The organism is Aestuariivirga sp., assembly GCF_047602625.1.
In the GTDB taxonomy this organism is placed as follows: Bacteria; Pseudomonadota; Alphaproteobacteria; order Rhizobiales; family Aestuariivirgaceae; genus Aestuariivirga.
The window spans coordinates 1,653,606-1,667,807 of sequence record NZ_JASGGV010000002.1; the positions used below are offsets into that span (position 1 = coordinate 1,653,606).

20 protein-coding genes are annotated in these 14,202 nt (G+C 61.1%); 2 read left to right on the forward strand and 18 right to left on the reverse strand.

Annotated elements, in window-relative coordinates:
• Positions 1-25: 25 nt before the first annotated feature.
• Genes QM694_RS13165 through ftsE form a run of 3 tightly spaced genes read right to left on the reverse strand, consistent with a single transcriptional unit; the run spans position 26 to position 2,315 of the window.
• On the reverse strand, positions 26-757 hold the full coding sequence (locus QM694_RS13165; RefSeq protein ID WP_415007389.1) for a lysophospholipid acyltransferase family protein: 732 nt from the start codon (positions 755-757) through the stop codon (positions 26-28).
• Positions 754-1,662, reverse strand: a complete 909-nt coding sequence (locus tag QM694_RS13170) for a cell division protein FtsX (RefSeq protein ID WP_415007390.1) — start codon at positions 1,660-1,662, stop codon at positions 754-756. The genes QM694_RS13165 and QM694_RS13170 overlap by 4 nt, the downstream gene beginning before the upstream one ends.
• Positions 1,659-2,315: a cell division ATP-binding protein FtsE gene (ftsE, locus tag QM694_RS13175; RefSeq protein WP_415008627.1), complete on the reverse strand. Its 657-nt coding sequence runs from the start codon at positions 2,313-2,315 to the stop codon at positions 1,659-1,661. The genes QM694_RS13170 and ftsE overlap by 4 nt, the downstream gene beginning before the upstream one ends.
• Positions 2,316-2,427: 112 nt before the next feature.
• Here ftsE and QM694_RS13180 point away from each other — a divergent pair, with 112 nt between their 5' ends.
• Complete coding sequence (locus QM694_RS13180) at positions 2,428-3,141, forward strand: zinc-ribbon domain-containing protein (RefSeq protein WP_415007391.1); 714 nt, start codon at positions 2,428-2,430, stop codon at positions 3,139-3,141.
• Positions 3,134-3,688 carry a hypoxanthine phosphoribosyltransferase gene (hpt, locus tag QM694_RS13185; protein WP_415007392.1) on the forward strand — a complete coding sequence of 185 codons (555 nt, stop codon included), beginning with the start codon at positions 3,134-3,136 and terminating at the stop codon, positions 3,686-3,688. The genes QM694_RS13180 and hpt overlap by 8 nt, the downstream gene beginning before the upstream one ends.
• Here hpt and QM694_RS13190 read toward each other — a convergent pair whose 3' ends face one another.
• From QM694_RS13190 to QM694_RS13260, 15 genes are read right to left on the reverse strand one after another with little or no spacing between them, the layout of a single operon-like run.
• Positions 3,689-3,883 (reverse strand): hypothetical protein, encoded by a 195-nt coding sequence (locus QM694_RS13190; RefSeq protein WP_415007393.1) that lies wholly within the window; start codon positions 3,881-3,883, stop codon positions 3,689-3,691.
• A 47-nt stretch (positions 3,884-3,930) separates the two neighbouring features.
• Positions 3,931-4,398, reverse strand: a complete 468-nt coding sequence (locus QM694_RS13195) for a hypothetical protein (protein WP_415007394.1) — start codon at positions 4,396-4,398, stop codon at positions 3,931-3,933.
• Complete coding sequence (locus tag QM694_RS13200) at positions 4,349-4,819, reverse strand: hypothetical protein (protein ID WP_415007395.1); 471 nt, start codon at positions 4,817-4,819, stop codon at positions 4,349-4,351. Before QM694_RS13200 ends, QM694_RS13195 begins: the two co-directional genes overlap by 50 nt.
• Positions 4,813-5,172, reverse strand: coding sequence for a hypothetical protein (locus tag QM694_RS13205; protein WP_415007396.1), 360 nt, complete (start codon positions 5,170-5,172; stop codon positions 4,813-4,815). The genes QM694_RS13200 and QM694_RS13205 overlap by 7 nt, the downstream gene beginning before the upstream one ends.
• A complete protein-coding gene (locus QM694_RS13210) occupies positions 5,153-5,689 on the reverse strand; it encodes a rod-binding protein (protein ID WP_415007397.1) in 537 nt (178 codons plus the stop codon). Before QM694_RS13210 ends, QM694_RS13205 begins: the two co-directional genes overlap by 20 nt.
• Before the next feature lie 9 nt (positions 5,690-5,698).
• Entirely contained in the window at positions 5,699-6,094 is a 396-nt protein-coding gene (locus QM694_RS13215; protein ID WP_415007398.1) for a hypothetical protein, read from the reverse strand.
• A complete protein-coding gene (locus QM694_RS13220) occupies positions 6,091-6,849 on the reverse strand; it encodes a flagellar biosynthetic protein FliR (protein ID WP_415007399.1) in 759 nt (252 codons plus the stop codon). The genes QM694_RS13215 and QM694_RS13220 overlap by 4 nt, the downstream gene beginning before the upstream one ends.
• Entirely contained in the window at positions 6,846-8,933 is a 2,088-nt protein-coding gene (gene flhA, locus QM694_RS13225; RefSeq protein ID WP_415007400.1) for a flagellar biosynthesis protein FlhA, read from the reverse strand. The genes QM694_RS13220 and flhA overlap by 4 nt, the downstream gene beginning before the upstream one ends.
• Before the next feature lie 9 nt (positions 8,934-8,942).
• Positions 8,943-9,209 (reverse strand): flagellar biosynthesis protein FliQ, encoded by a 267-nt coding sequence (gene fliQ / locus QM694_RS13230; protein ID WP_415007401.1) that lies wholly within the window; start codon positions 9,207-9,209, stop codon positions 8,943-8,945.
• A 2-nt stretch (positions 9,210-9,211) separates the two neighbouring features.
• Positions 9,212-9,607 (reverse strand): flagellar hook assembly protein FlgD, encoded by a 396-nt coding sequence (gene flgD, locus QM694_RS13235; protein ID WP_415007402.1) that lies wholly within the window; start codon positions 9,605-9,607, stop codon positions 9,212-9,214.
• Positions 9,607-10,014, reverse strand: a complete 408-nt coding sequence (gene flbT / locus QM694_RS13240) for a flagellar biosynthesis repressor FlbT (RefSeq protein ID WP_415007403.1) — start codon at positions 10,012-10,014, stop codon at positions 9,607-9,609. Before flbT ends, flgD begins: the two co-directional genes overlap by 1 nt.
• Before the next feature lies 1 nt (position 10,015).
• The gene (gene flaF, locus QM694_RS13245) at positions 10,016-10,369 is read right to left on the reverse strand and encodes a flagellar biosynthesis regulator FlaF (protein ID WP_415007404.1); all 354 of its coding nucleotides are present in this window, start codon (positions 10,367-10,369) and stop codon (positions 10,016-10,018) included.
• Between the two features lie 31 nt (positions 10,370-10,400).
• The gene (locus QM694_RS13250) at positions 10,401-11,441 is read right to left on the reverse strand and encodes a flagellar hook-associated family protein (RefSeq protein WP_415007405.1); all 1,041 of its coding nucleotides are present in this window, start codon (positions 11,439-11,441) and stop codon (positions 10,401-10,403) included.
• A gap of 1 nt (position 11,442) precedes the next feature.
• A complete protein-coding gene (gene flgK, locus QM694_RS13255; protein WP_415007406.1) occupies positions 11,443-12,885 on the reverse strand; it encodes a flagellar hook-associated protein FlgK in 1,443 nt (480 codons plus the stop codon).
• 6 nt (positions 12,886-12,891) lie between these two features.
• Positions 12,892-14,151, reverse strand: coding sequence for a flagellar hook protein FlgE (locus QM694_RS13260; protein ID WP_415007407.1), 1,260 nt, complete (start codon positions 14,149-14,151; stop codon positions 12,892-12,894).
• Positions 14,152-14,202 lie beyond the last annotated feature (51 nt).

Consider the following 14,202-nt stretch of genomic DNA (forward strand, 5'->3'; position numbering starts at 1 on the left):
GTAAACGAGTCGAGAAATTCGTTCTCTATTTGTGCCCGAACGCGGCGCGGGCCTCCGATACCAGTCTTGCCGTCGCCGGTTCGATGGCCCCCTGAAGCCGGGTCTGGAATTCCTTGCGGGCCAGGCCAGCCGGGATCGGCGGCAGGAACTCCACAATGATGGTGCCGGGTAGGCGCAGGAACTTGCGCCGCGGCCAGAACACCCCGGAATTCAGCGCGAAGGGTACGCAGGGCACATTGAGGGCCGCATAAAGCGCCGCAGCACCCGGCTTGTAGTCCGGCGGATCATCGGGCGCGCGGCGTGTGCCTTCCGGGAAGATCACCACCTGCCGCCGCGCCGCCAATTCCTCTTTGGCGCGCTTCACCATATCCTTGAGAGCCGCAGACCCGGCGCTCCGCTCCACCACGATCATGCGGAACTTGTAGATGAACCACCCGAAGAAGGGCACATAGGTCAGCTCCTTCTTCAGCACCATCGCAGGATCGTCGAGACAGGGCAGGATCGCGAAGGTTTCCCAGAACGACTGGTGCTTGCCCGCCACCAACGCCGCCCCTTGCGGAATATGCTCAACACCTCGCACCTCGATATGGGTCCCAACGATCACCCTCATCCACCACAATGCGCTTTTGCCCCAGGCCTGCAACGCGCGCACCGACCATTTGCGCGGTGTTAAGAAGAATTCCGATCCCAGCACCAGGAACAGCGCCAGGTTGATGTAGAAGATCAGATTGAAGACGAATGACCGGAGCGCGATCACAACACATTCCTCAGCATACGGATCAATGTGAGCCGCGACGTGATGAGGCAGATGATGGTGGCGGCCACCGGCACGGCAAACAGAAGGCCATAGCTCCACAAGGCGATGCGCGGCGGCGCGAAAAGCAGGCTGCGGCTGGCATCCGCCACGCCGCCCGCTCCTTCGGTGCCGGTGAAGCTCAGCGCCAGAAACGTCACCAGCCCCAGCGCCACGCCGATGAGCCCCGCCCATAGTCCGGTGCGCAGGAATCGTCGGTCGATCTGATGCGACACATAGGCATCCGTCGCCCCTACCAGATGCAACACATCCACCACCGGGCGGTTCGCCTCCAGAACCGTGCGGGTGGCAAAGATCACGATGGCGATGGCCGACACGCAGATCAGCAGCAGCACGGCGTAAGAAAGCACCGAGAGCGCCCGCGCCATGCGCGTCAACTCCGCCTGCCAGCGCCGGTGCGTATCGAGTGCCACGCCCTGGACTTTTTCTTTCAGCAGCGCCTCGAGCGCCGCAAAATCGGGCGGGTTGTCTTCATCCACAACCACGCGGATGAGGCGGGGAATGGGCAGGTCATCAAGATTCTGCGTGCCCAGCCACGGCTCCAGCAGTTTCGCGGCGGTATCGCGGTCGAGAACAGTCGTGCTGAGAATGCCCGGCGTATCCCGCAGCAAGGCATCGGCCTTCGCCAGTTCCGCCTCGATGTCGACATTCTGCAATTGCCGGATCTGTACCGTCACCTCGCGCTGCAATCCGTTGGTCCAAGCATCGACGGCACGGTTGATGAGCAGAAGCGCGCCGATGGCGAGGCAGGCGAGATAACACATCACCGCCATGGTGACGGTGAGCGAGCGGAGCGAGCCCGCGCCCGACGGAATGATCGGCCCCGGCCTGTGGGAAGATTGACTCATGCGGCGCGCAACTCGCCGCGCTCGAGATGCAGGATCGGCGCCTTGGCCTGCTGCACCAGTTTCAGGTCATGTGTGGCGATCAGCACCGTGGTGCCAAGGCGGTTCAGTTCCACGAAGAGATGCAGCAGACGCCGCGCCAGGGCGGGATCGACATTGCCCGTGGGTTCATCGGCCAGAAGCAGTTCGGGCTTGCCGATCACCGCGCGGGCGATTGCCGCGCGCTGCTTTTCACCACCCGACAGGACCGGCGGATAGGCCTGCGCCTGATCGGCAAGGCCCACCCAGCTCAGAAGATCCATGACATCGGCGCGGTAGCTCGACTCGCGCTGGCCCGCCACGCGCAATGGCAGCGCCACATTGTCGTAAGTCGTCAGGTGATCGAGCAGGCGGAATTCCTGAAACACCACGCCAATCCGCCGCCGCGTGAACGGAAGCGCCGCGCGATCGATCATCGTCACGTCCTCGCCGAACAGCCGGATCAGCCCGCGTGTGGGTTTCAGCGCCAGAAACAGCATGCGGAGCAGGGACGTCTTGCCGGCCCCCGATGGCCCGGTGAGAAAACTGAAGCCGCCGGCTTCGAGATGAAAGCTCACGTCGCGCAGGATTTCGGGCCCGTGCCCGTAACGCAATCCCACATTTTCCAGCCGCACCACCCGAGGCATTCTCCCTTCGCCTGAACCCATTCAGCATGGGCATCATTAACGGCGAATTAACCCTATGTGCCGATAAATTCCAGCCTGTCTCACCCGAGAATGCGGCGCCCCGATGATCGTCTCCTGCCCCAACTGCGAAACACGCTATGATCTCCCGGCCCAGCGTTTTTCCGCCGATGGCACGGTGATCAACTGCGCCCATTGCGGCCATGCCTGGATGGAAGCCCGCGTCATCGACGTGCAGCCCTCGGCCGCCCATCACACGCCCGCCGTCATCGAACATGGCTTTGAACCCGACAGCGAAGTGCGCCGCCTCGTGGAAGCCGCACGCGAGGCGCAGGACGAGTTTGCCGCCAGGCGCCGCGCCCGGCGGAACAGGCTGGCCGCCTGGGCGATCTTCGCAGCCGCCGTCTCCTCGCCGGTCATCGCCGCCGCTGCATTTCCGGAAACGGTCGTCCGCCTCGCGCCTGCATCCATTCGCGCCTATCATGCGCTGGGGCAGGACGTGAACATCTACGGACTCGAACTTCGCCGCGTGGAAATCCAGAATCTGCAGGTCGACGGCCAGCGCGTGCTGGCGGTGAAGGGCGATATCGTCAATATCTCTGGCAGCGAGCGCAAGATTCCCTCGCTCCGCTTCGGCCTCCGCAATGACGGCAGCGTCGAGGTTTACCGCTGGACGGTGGATTCAGGCGCGCGGCCGCTCAGGCCCGGTGAATCGACCAATTTTGTCACCCGCGTGGCCTCGCCGCCCGATGGCGCCAAGGCCATTGAAATTCGCTTTGCCCGCGCCGACGAAATCGGCTCAAATACGGATCATGAGTGAGATTTCCATCGACGGCCACCGCATCGGTGTCCTGTTTTCCGAAGCCGACATTGCCGCGCGTATGCAGGCCATCGCCCGCGAGATCGCCGCCACCCAGCCGCACCGGCTGCTCGTCGTGCCGGTTCTCAAAGGCAGCTTCATTTTCGCCGCCGACCTGATCCGCGCCATGCACCTTGCCGGTCTTTCGCCGGAAGTCGATTTCATGATGCTGGCCAGCTATCGCTCCGCCACCAAATCCTCAGGCCAGGTGGATGTGCTGCGGGATATCGAGGCCGATGTAAAAGGCCGCGACGTGCTGCTGGTCGATGACATTCTCGAATCGGGACGCACCCTCGCCTTCGCCAAGGACCTGATTTCGGCGCGCGGTGCCCGCAAGGTGCAGACCGCCGTGCTGCTGAACAAGCCCGGCCACCTCGCCGCCAATCTCAAGGCCGATTTTGAAGGTTTCACCTGCCCGGACAAATTCGTCGTGGGCTATGGCATGGACATGGCGCACCAGTTCCGCGAATTGCCCTTCGTCGGCCACGTTCTGAACGCCGGCAAATAATCAGCGGATTGCCGCGCCCGTCAGGAAACCGGCCCCGGCCAGAGCGGCCCCGATGATAAATCCCGTCATCAGCACATGGAAAAACCGGTTGGGCCGTTCCGAGGCGCGGAGTGCCCGCGCCTCCATCGCCGCGCGGATGGCAAATTCCTCAAGCTGCGCGCGCGGCAGGTCTTGAACGCTCCAGTTTGTTTTCATGCGCATGTCTCCTGCATGAACAGGAGAGCAAGCGCCATGCCAAATTTCTAGAACCCGAAAAACCTCAGCAGGCGGACAATCCAGTTCGCCGGAAGCTGGCCTGAAAGCGCATTCCGCCTGTCTTCCTCGCTGGGAACATAGGCTTCGGCAATGCCATGCCGCGGCGGCACAGGCTTGTAAGACGCAATTGCTGCGGCTTTCTGGCGGCGGCCAATTGGGTTCGGCTTTTCCTGGCAAGGCGCGGGGGCAGACGGCTGAGCCGCCGGGCTGAGCGCCATGGCGATCATGGCCCTTTCATCGTGGCAGTCCCCCGGCAACGGATGGATCTTCGTCCCGAGATTGAGATGCGCAAACAGAAGCTCTGGTGAAGAGATCAGGCGGAGGAGAGCCGCTTCATCCTCGTTCGCCTTCGTTTCGCTGGGCTGCGCCAGATCGGCGATCAGCTTCGCACGCTCGGAAGACAGATCAACCGTCCTTGTTGATCCAGTGGGTACGGATGTCTTCCTTCCGCACATAGTTCAACTGCTGGATCAGCACCTGCCGCACCAGCTTGCCGCCAATCCTTGCATTGGCTTCCGAAGCGATTGCGGTTGTCAGTACATCAATGTCGGCGGGGCGCAGCCGGGTGAAATCCGCTTCCGTGTTGCCATAAACGGCGCGGAACTCCGCGTCGGTGAGATAGGGCTTGGGATCAAGCTTGAGCTCCGCCAGCACCGCCTTGTCGGCGGCGAATGTCACCTGGATGATGACATAGCCGATGATCTCGCCGCCCCGCACCATCGGCACGCTTGTCATGTCTGATGAAAGCTGTTCCACACCCAGATCGGCGTGCTGCTGCGGATCGCCGCTTTTTCCGCCGAACAGACCGGCGCCAAAATACGCCGAAGCCGCCGTGACCATGGCAACCCACACGCCAATGAGAACGAGTTTTAGCACCGCGGGCTTCGCGAATAGGTGCCGTCTGACTCGGCTTTTCGGATGGAATCGACAATGATCGACGAGACGCTGGCCACCGCTTCCATATGCGCCTTGAGCACGGACTGATTGCGCGCCAGTGCCGCGCGGACCTCTCCCAGCAAGGGTGCAAGAATCTTCCGTGCCTCGGGCGGCGGCGGATTGCGCTCCATCGTCATGAGGTCGCGCAGAAGATGCGTCTTGGTCTCTGCGATGTTGGCCTGCACCGCCCCGCCAGACAAGCCTTCTGTCTCCTTCACAATGGTGTCCTTCAACCGCGTGAGAAGCGCGGCGCAAGACGAGATGGACGCCTGATCAGCCTGTGGCAAAGTCATGGATCGCCTGCGTCTGGAAATAGGGCCATTGCCCGGCCGGTTTGGCGGCATCCTGGGTTTCACGGGCGCGCAGCGTTTGCGCGATGCCAAGGCCGCCCCGCGCCGCGAGAAGATCAGCCAGTTGATCGGCCGCCATGGAGCGCCACATGCCGCCTGCAAAGCCTTCGCCATAAGCGCCGCTTTCAGCCGCGGGCAGCATGTCTTCGATCGCATTGCGCAGCATGAAAGATTCGAATTTCTGATAGGGGTCGGCCATGTCGTGGCGGGGCGTCGATGCGGCAAGTTTTTCCTCGGCCGCGGCAAGTTTCTGCGGCTGGGCATTCGCCATCACATCCATCACCAGATCGCCCGGCAGGTCGCCGGCGCGTGGCTGCTGGGACAGGAGCAAATCCAGTCTGGCAGCAAACCCGGAAGGGGCCTGATGCACCGCCAACTTCCGCGCCGCAGCCTGTTCCCGTGCCGGGGAAGCGGCTTTCATGACATCGGCAACAAGATCGGAAGGAAGGATAACGGACATGCCAGGAGATTAAACCTCAAGCGCTTGCCGCAAGCTTGCGCCGGATGCGAGCTCTGAAAGCTCTCGCCGCTGCAACAGCCGCTGCTGGAGATTACGCTCCTTGCCAGCCAGTCGGGATACGCCCTTGATCCTGACCTGAATATCCAGAATATGTTTTCGCTGCGCGGCAATGTCAGATCCAAGGCCACCGATTTCCAAATCGATGCGCGCGGTCTGCCGCATGACAGATGCCAGAATCGCTCCATCGAATGCCGCAAGCCTTTCCATGGCCGCGGCAACCTCTGCCCGCTTCTGAACGAGGCCAGCCTGCTTCGCCTTCAAAAGGATGAGCTTGCCTTCGGAGGCTTCGCGCAATTGCGCAAGCTGCCGCGCCAGCCTCCCTAAGCGTTGCAATCGATCTTTCATGCGGCACCCGCCAGCCAGCCGCGATATCCGTCGAGAAAAATCGACAGCCATCGCGGCGCCAGGAAATAGAAGATGAAAAGGCCCGCCGCCGTGACAAGGCCTAGCGAGGCAAAATAGAGTGACACCTGCGGCGTGAACTTGTTGGCAAACCCCATCGCCACATTCATCACGATGGCATAGACGATGAAGGGCCCCGCCAGCCGCAGGGCCAGCACCGTGCTGTTGGCCGCAACATCCGTAAGCCGCTCAAGATACCATTCCGCATCAACCGGCAGTGCGATGGGAATGACCGCATAGCTGTCGGCAAGCGCGTTCAGCATCTCGATGTGAAGCCCGCCCGCGAACATCGCCATGACGGCACTAAGCGATAATAATGTCGCGAGCGGCGGCAGCGTCTCGCCATCATCCGGGGAAACGCCGGGAATGCCCGTGAGGCCCATCGCATTGGCCGATGCCGTGGCCGCGAATTGCAGGCCCAGCATGTAAAAGCGCGCCATCAGGCCGATGGTGGCGCCGGCCAAGGTTTCATTGATGAGCAAAAAGGGCCTTAAGGTTTCTGCAACCCCGGAAACAGCGGCGGCCACGACCCCGGACAGCAGCGGTGACAAAGCAAGTGATATCGCAAAGGCCATCAGCAGCCTGATCTGCATGGGAACCCTTGCGCTCGCATAGCCCGGCACGAACATCAGGCAGGCGCCGATGCGGCAGAACACGGTAAAACCCACGAACACGGCCTGCGCCAGCTCTGCCGTCACGAGATCGAACCGATGGCGTCAATACGGATGCCGCGTGAAATTTCGATGTGCGACAGGACCGGAAGATTGGGGAACAGCCGGTCAACGATCATCCGCACGTAAGGCCGTGCTTCGGGCGCGGTGACGAGCGCGAAGGCTTCGCCCTCATCCATATGCGTTTTTACCACCTTGCCCGCTTCCGCGGCGAATTGCTCGATCAGGCGCGGATCAATGTCGAACTCGATGACATCGCCTTTCGCGTCACGCTTCAGGCTTTGAAGGAACGTCATGTCCCAGCGGTTGCCCAGCCGCACCACGCGCATCACGCCGTCATGGCCGATATCGCCACAGATCTGCTGCGCCACGCGCATGCGCACATGCTCGGCAATCGCCTCGGGCTTGCGCACATGCGGCGCGATTTCGGCAATCGCCTCCAGGATCAGATGCAGGTTGCGGATCGACACGCGCTCCGCCAGCAGAAGCTTGAGAATGGCCTGCAGGCTGGAGAAAGAGAGAAGGGAGGGAACAGTCTCATCCAGCAGACGCCGGTATTCAGGTTCAAGGCGGTCTGTCAGCGCGCGGAGATCGCGATACGACAGGAGCTGCGCCAGATTGTTGCGGATCACTTCCGAAAGATGCGTCAGCATCACCGACGTGGGATCGATGGGCTGGTAGCCTCCCGAGCGCAGTTCGCCCGCAAAGATATCCGGCACCCAGATTGCATCCATGCCAAAGGCGGGTTCCTTCACATCGTCGCCCGGCACGGCGGGCCTTGGCCTGTTGCCGGGGATCACCATCACCTCGCCGATCCGCAATTCGCCTGTCGACGCTACGGTGCTATGAATTTTGATGCTGTAGCCGCGCGGCGGCAGGATGAGATCGTCGGAGAGCTTGACCTCCGGAATGACGAAGCCATATTGCTGCGCGAATTTGCGCCGCATCTTGGCCACCCGATGCGCCAGCTCGCCATGCGCCACTAGCATGGCCTGCGACAATTGCCGTCCCAGACAAAGCTCGATCTCCGCCGTGCGCAAAAGCTCCTTTACGGAATTGCGGTCTTCCTCGGCCTTGCTTTTCTGTAGCTCCTGCCTTTGCAGATCCGCCGCTTCCTGCAATGCGGCACGACGGCGCGGAATGACAAATGCGCCTGCGCCCATCGCGCCAGCCAGCGCGAAGAACGGAAAAAACGGCAGCCCTGGCATCAGTGCCATAAGGCCCAGAAGAACGGCGGCCACCGAAAGCGCGCGCGGATATCCCGCCAGCTGGTTCAAAACGGCTTCCTGGGCCGAACCGCGATTGCCGCCCTTTGACACCAGAAGCCCGGCCGCCAGCGAAACGACAAGGGCCGGAATCTGCGTCACCAGTCCGTCGCCTACCGAGAGCTTGGTATAGACGTCGGCTGCTTCACCGAACGCCATGCCGTGGCGCGTGACGCCGATCACCACGCCGCCGAAGCTGTTGATGCCGGTGATGATGAGGCCCGCGACGGCGTCACCGCGCACGAATTTTGATGCGCCATCCATGGAACCGAAAAAGGCGCTCTCCTGCTCAAGTTCGAGCCTGCGCCGCCGCGCTTCCTGGTCATCGATCAGGCCCGCGGAGAGATCGGCATCAATGGCCATCTGCTTGCCGGGAATTGCGTCGAGCGTGAAGCGTGCGCCCACTTCCGCGATGCGCGTTGCGCCCTTGGTGATCACCAGGAAATTCACCGTCACCAGAATGGCGAACACGATGACGCCGATCACGAAATCGCCGCTCATCACGAAGCTGGAAAAGCCGCCGACCACATGGCCCGCAGCGTTTACGCCTTCATTACCATGCGACAAGATCAGCCGTGTCGTCGCCACGTTAAGCGATAACCGCAGCAGTGTGGCGATCAACAGCACGGTGGGAAAGGCCGAGAAATCCAGGGGCCGCTGAATCCACAGCGCCACCATGAGAATCAGCACCGACATCGAGATTGAGAAGGCAAGCCCGAGGTCGATCAGAATCGTCGGCATTGGTAGGAACAACACGACGAGAATGCAGGCGATGCCCAGCGCGAAGCCCACATCGCGGTTGCCGCGCGGCAGGGCTGATGTGATAGACAGAGGCGCTGCGCTCATGCGGTAGCCCTAGAAGCCGGTCGCGATGCGCGCGTACACCGTTTCGGTGTAAGAAAAGAGCTGCGAAGCAATGAAGGGTGCCAGCAGGATCATCGCGCCGAAGACCACAAGGATTTTTGGAACGAACGTCAGGGTCGCTTCCTGAATTTGCGTCAGCGCCTGAAACAGCGCGATAATAATCCCCACCGCCATCGCCGCGCCAATGGCCGGGCCAGAGCCAACGATCACTGTCCAGATCGCACCCTGCACCAGTTCCATGGCGTCGGCTTCATTCATCGCTAGCTGACCGTGATGCCGGACGCGAGATCAATGCTCCGCCCATCCTCAAGAATCGCCGATGAACTGGCACTGTTTATCTCTATGCTCTTCACGGTGCCGCTCATCGTGCCATCTGATGTCGACACGGTTCGGCCAATCAGATTTGCCGATTGCCCGATGGACGACATGGACAGGAGCGAGTCGAGCTTGGCGTTCATCTTGATCCCCTGTTCGACATTCGAGAACGACGCGAGCTGCGAAAGTTGTTCCGTGGGATCGTTTGGCTGCGTGGGGTCCTGATTTTTCATCTCAGCCACCAGCAGGCGCAGGAACGCATTATAGTTGAGCGTGGCGTCGCCCGTGTCGCTCGAAGCGGCTTGCGTGGCCGTGGAAGAGGTGGCGGATGTAATCTGCATCACGCGGCCTCCCCGGAGCGGAAGGCGGTGCGGCCAAGCAATGCGTCTTCGTCCGGAAAAGCCGCGCGCAAGGCCTTCAAGGCATCGAAAAAGCGCCCTTTCAGAACTTTCTCGCCGGTCAGCGTCAGCGCGTCACGCAGGGCTTGCGACGACAGGTTTTGCTCCATGCGGTGCGAAAGGTGTTTGTATAGTTCTTGCGTCACGCCGGCCGTGTCCGGGTCGATCAGCATCGTCTGCACGACAAAATAAAGCTGGCGGAATGGCGTGGTCGCCTCATCCGCCTGGATGACATGATTTTCCAGGAGGAAATCTACATCGTTCAGAACCTCCAGCGAGGCCCGCCGGTCGACGCGCAGGACCGCGCCATTGATATAAACGCGCTCCCCGCGCTTCAGATGAATCAGCATGTCATGCCCTCCGCAATCCCCGGCAGATCGATTCCGAAACGTCAATAAGCGGCGCGAAGGCCTGTTCACGGCCTTGCCGGATGTCATCTGCGCGCTTCAGCATCCAGATGCCGATCGAGATCAGTGTCGCGCGCAGCGTTTCCGGCAAGCCATTTTCGGGGTGAGCCAGATCTTCCAGAAGCACGCCCCACAGGCGGTTCAGGAACAGCAGGGCTTCAACCGATTCACGCGATCCGCGGCCCTTTTCCTCGGCCATCCGCAGCAGGGAAATCGATTTTTCGAAAGCGGCGCGTTCATTGTCGCGGATGTTCGCCGTGGTTTCGGATGCGATGTCGGCATAGAGCGCGTGATACATTGCGAGGGGCAGGCCTTTCGAAGGTTGACAATCAGAGTTCATTAAGAAGGCTCAGGTTGGAAATGCGCGCGGTGAGCGAATAGGACGCCTCAAGCTGGGTCATCAGCGTGTTCACGCGCGTCGCGGCATCATAGGGATCGACGCCCTCCATCTTCTGCACCGCCTTGGTCAGCGAATTGATGCGTGAAGTGATCGCGTCCGTCGCGTTCGACACGGCATTTTGCGCGAGGCCCACGCGCGACTGTTCCGCGCCAAGGCTGCCGGCGGCTTCCGCTGAAACAGAGAGAGCTTTCTGGGCAATGGCGTCAAATGCACCAGCACTCAGGTTCGGCGCGCCGAGGCCCGCCACCATGGTCAGCGCGCTCACCAGCTGGCGGAACGGCAGCGCCGTGGCGGATGAATCGACGCTCGCATGCTGTGTGCTGTTGATCCGCGCCTGCGCGAGATCGCTGCTTGCGGCAGTCCACGATGTTTCCCATGAGGATTGGCCAAACAGTTCCGCAAAACTGCCATCCAGAAAAGCCGACATATCGGTACTGGAAATCGCCGAGACGCCTGCGTCGTCCGGCGTCACGCCGAAGGAGGCCTGGAAGGCCGTGTTCACGGCGGCCTGCGCGGAACTGCCGTCATAATCCGCCAGCGGCGCCGTGCCGCTGTTCAGGCCGCCAAAAATATATTGGCCGTTTTGCGTGGTGTTGAGGAGGCTGGTGATTTGCGCCAGTGCGCCTTCAGCTGCCTGCTGTGCCAGCGCCTGCCCGTTTGTTGCGCTTTGGGCGCCCGTCAGCGTTTCAATGAAGTTGTTGGCAATCGTCTGCATCTGGCTCAACGCATCCTGCGTGACGGTAGCGCGGGAGGAGAGAAGCCCGTTGGCGTCCTTGATCTGCCCAAGCTCCGCCATCTCGTTCCGCAACGCAACGTCTCGCCCTGTGTTGGCGCCGAGCGCCAGGCCGATATCGGCATAACGGCTGGTGGATGCCTCGATCTGCGCATTTGCCAGGGAGCGCTGTGAAGACGAAATCGAACTGCGGAGCAGGGTGGACATGGTGAGCGTCGGAATTCCGTCGAGCCGCATCTCAGTTCACCGCGTCCATCAGGGATTGCAGCAATCTGTCCACGGCCGAAACGATCTTGGCAGAGGCCTGATATGATTTTTCGAGATTGAGCATTGCCGCCATTTCGTCATCGAGATTGACGCCGGTCACCCGTTGCAAGGCGGCTTGCGCGCGCGATTGCAGGGCCGTTTGCGTGGAGGACGCCGTATCCGCCGCTTGCCGCTGCGCTTCCAGCCAGGCGGAAGAGGCGGTGCCGAAAGAACTCAATGTTGCGGACGTGCCAAGCCCGGCTGAAGGATCGAACGCCATGGTCTCATCGAAGGAAGAAATGAGGCTGGCAATCCGCGCCTGATAACCTGCGGCACCGGTGCTGTTTGCAACATAGGATGCGCCGTTGAATCCTCCGTCGCGGATGAGAGAGAGGTTTGTGGACGCCTGTGCATTAATAGTGATTGTCTGGGCCAGGCCATCCGCCAGTGTTCCCGTGGAGGGTATGGATGCACCGGTGCCGTTCGTAAACAAGCCTGCCATCGCAGGGAGGCTTGAACCGGTCTCGGCAAACCCCTGGATCAATCCGCGCGCCGTTTCATCGAGCTGCGCCTGATAGGCGGCGGCGATCCGGTCACGCAAATCCGCCAGGCCCTGAATCCTGCCGCCGCTTCCTCGCATCGTGCTGGCAGAGCCGGTAATCGCCACGCCATCGACCGTGACAGCCTTTCCGGTGACACCCGGTAGCAACGGTTGGGTAGCCTCGAATGCCACGCTGCGGGGCGTGGTTTCAAACAGCGTTACGCCGCTGTCCGTATAGATGGCGATGTCGTTGTTGGACCGGGTGATGGTGCGGATGCCGATCTCATCCGACAATTGCTTCAGGATGCTGTCACGCTGGTCCAGCGCATCTGTCAGGTCGTTGCCAGTTCCTTGCACGACGGCGTCGTTCGCGGTCTTGAACTGCTGCAACAATGAATTGATGCGTGTGACGGCAGCACCAATCCCGTCATCCGCATCCTGCCGCACCTTGCTTACAACTGCAGAGGCGGAATGCAATCCGTCGACCACTGTTTGTGCCTGCTGCACAACTGCGGAGGCCAGTGTGGTGTTTGAAGGGTCTGCCTCATAGGCCATCAGGCTCTGCTTCAGCTTCGATGTCAGCGCCGGGATCGAACTGTCTGACTGGGGGTCGCCGACGGTTTCACTCAGTGACGTCAATCCGTCCAGCAGTGCCTGTTTTGCCGAGGAGCTGCTGGTGGCGGAGAGGAGAACATCCAGCAGCCGCTTGTCGGCGCTGCGCTCATAGGAAGATGCCGTTGCGCCACCGTCCGGCAGACTGGCAATCGACGCCGACTTCCGGGAATAATCCGCATTGCCCGCGCCCGATATGTTGCGCGCCACGACAGCGGTCTGCGCCGCCGAAGTGGTGAGGCCGGAAACGGCGGAGGACAGTGCGGAAGAGAGTGAAACCATGAGCAATCAGCGCTTCAGATTTACCAGCACGTCCATGAGTTCAGAACCGGTCTGAAACACTTTGGAATTGGCGGAATAACTGCGCTGCGCGTCGATCATCGCGGTGAGTTCGGTGGCGAGATCGACGGTCGACTGCTCAAGCGCATTGGAAACGATTGAGCCGAGCGTTCCGGTTTGGGCGAACCCAATCTGCACATCGCCTGAATCCGCGGAGGGCTGATAGGCGTTGCCAGCCACCGGCGTCAGCCGGTCTGGGCTTGTCACATGCGCAAGCGGAATGCGGTAGACTGGCACGCGCGTGCTGTTGTCATAGGTCGCATAAACGGTTCCGTCGCGGGCGATGTCCACGACGCTGGACCCGCTGGGCGCATTGCCGTTCACCTCCGCGCCCAGCACTGTGTAATCTGTCGCAAGCTGTGTCATTTTTGACAGGTCGAGCGTGAGAGCCTGCCCGCCGGGAATCGATGCCGTCAGTTCTTGCGCGCTGGAGGAGGCAAGTTTTCCATCCGCTGGATTGAACGCCAGTGAGATTGTTGTCAGCGCCGCCGAACTATAGGGAAACCCGCCTGATGCTGCGGAATCTGCCTTGTTGAAGGCACTCATTTCCCACCTGTTGTCGGCCGTCTTGGAGAAGTAAAGATCAAGCGTCACCTCGCCGCCGAGGCTGTCATAGGTGACCAGTGATTTCTTGGCGTTGTAAGTCGATGATGCGGAATTGGCCGACGGCAATTCGGCGGATGGCGTGACATCTGCGGTTGATGGAAGATTGGCCGTAAAAGTGCCGCTTGTCGATGCGGAAGCCGTCAGGGCCAGGTCTTCCAGATTGACAGGTGTCAGTCCGGTGTAGCCGTTCACCGTGACATCAGGCTGATCCGGATCAAGACGATAGCCCAGCAGCGTGAAACCCGCTGCGTTCTCCAGGTTTCCATCGCCATCCGCCTGAAAGGCGCCAGCCCGCGTGAGGTAAGGCGTCCCGCTCGCATCCTGAACAACGAAGAAACCATCGCCCGATACCGCAAGATCGGTGACGCTGGATGTTGAAAGCAGGCTCCCCTGCCCGCTGACTGCCGAACGGATATCCGTATCGACGCCGCCGGATTCGTAAGCGCCCGGGCAATTCTGCAGAAGCAGCGTGGAGAATTCGCACGACGACTTTTTATAGCCAGTGGTGTTCACGTTCGCCACATTGTCAGCCACCGTGGACAGGCGGGTAGCCTGCGCCGACATGCCCGACACGCTTGTCCGCATTACACCCGTGAGACTCATGAACTGCTCCACTTTTTTATGCAGAGATCATTGCAGCCTGAACTTGTGCCG

Coding starts and splice junctions, on each gene's coding strand:
- QM694_RS13260 (WP_415007407.1), bottom strand. CDS start 14,151: ATGAGTCTCACGGGTGTAATGCGGACAAGCGTGTCGGGCATGTCGGCG.
- flbT (WP_415007403.1), bottom strand. CDS start 10,014: ATGCTGATTCATCTGAAGCGCGGGGAGCGCGTTTATATCAATGGCGCG.
- QM694_RS13195 (WP_415007394.1), bottom strand. CDS start 4,398: ATGTGCGGAAGGAAGACATCCGTACCCACTGGATCAACAAGGACGGTT.
- flhA (WP_415007400.1), bottom strand. CDS start 8,933: ATGAGCGCAGCGCCTCTGTCTATCACATCAGCCCTGCCGCGCGGCAAC.
- QM694_RS13190 (WP_415007393.1), bottom strand. CDS start 3,883: ATGAAAACAAACTGGAGCGTTCAAGACCTGCCGCGCGCGCAGCTTGAG.
- flgD (WP_415007402.1), bottom strand. CDS start 9,607: ATGCAGATTACATCCGCCACCTCTTCCACGGCCACGCAAGCCGCTTCG.
- QM694_RS13250 (WP_415007405.1), bottom strand. CDS start 11,441: ATGCGGCTCGACGGAATTCCGACGCTCACCATGTCCACCCTGCTCCGC.
- QM694_RS13215 (WP_415007398.1), bottom strand. CDS start 6,094: ATGAAAGATCGATTGCAACGCTTAGGGAGGCTGGCGCGGCAGCTTGCG.
- fliQ (WP_415007401.1), bottom strand. CDS start 9,209: ATGAATGAAGCCGACGCCATGGAACTGGTGCAGGGTGCGATCTGGACA.
- flgK (WP_415007406.1), bottom strand. CDS start 12,885: ATGGTTTCACTCTCTTCCGCACTGTCCTCCGCCGTTTCCGGCCTCACC.
- QM694_RS13180 (WP_415007391.1), top strand. CDS start 2,428: ATGATCGTCTCCTGCCCCAACTGCGAAACACGCTATGATCTCCCGGCC.
- flaF (WP_415007404.1), bottom strand. CDS start 10,369: ATGTATCACGCGCTCTATGCCGACATCGCATCCGAAACCACGGCGAAC.
- QM694_RS13205 (WP_415007396.1), bottom strand. CDS start 5,172: ATGACTTTGCCACAGGCTGATCAGGCGTCCATCTCGTCTTGCGCCGCG.
- QM694_RS13170 (WP_415007390.1), bottom strand. CDS start 1,662: ATGAGTCAATCTTCCCACAGGCCGGGGCCGATCATTCCGTCGGGCGCG.
- hpt (WP_415007392.1), top strand. CDS start 3,134: ATGAGTGAGATTTCCATCGACGGCCACCGCATCGGTGTCCTGTTTTCC.
- QM694_RS13210 (WP_415007397.1), bottom strand. CDS start 5,689: ATGTCCGTTATCCTTCCTTCCGATCTTGTTGCCGATGTCATGAAAGCC.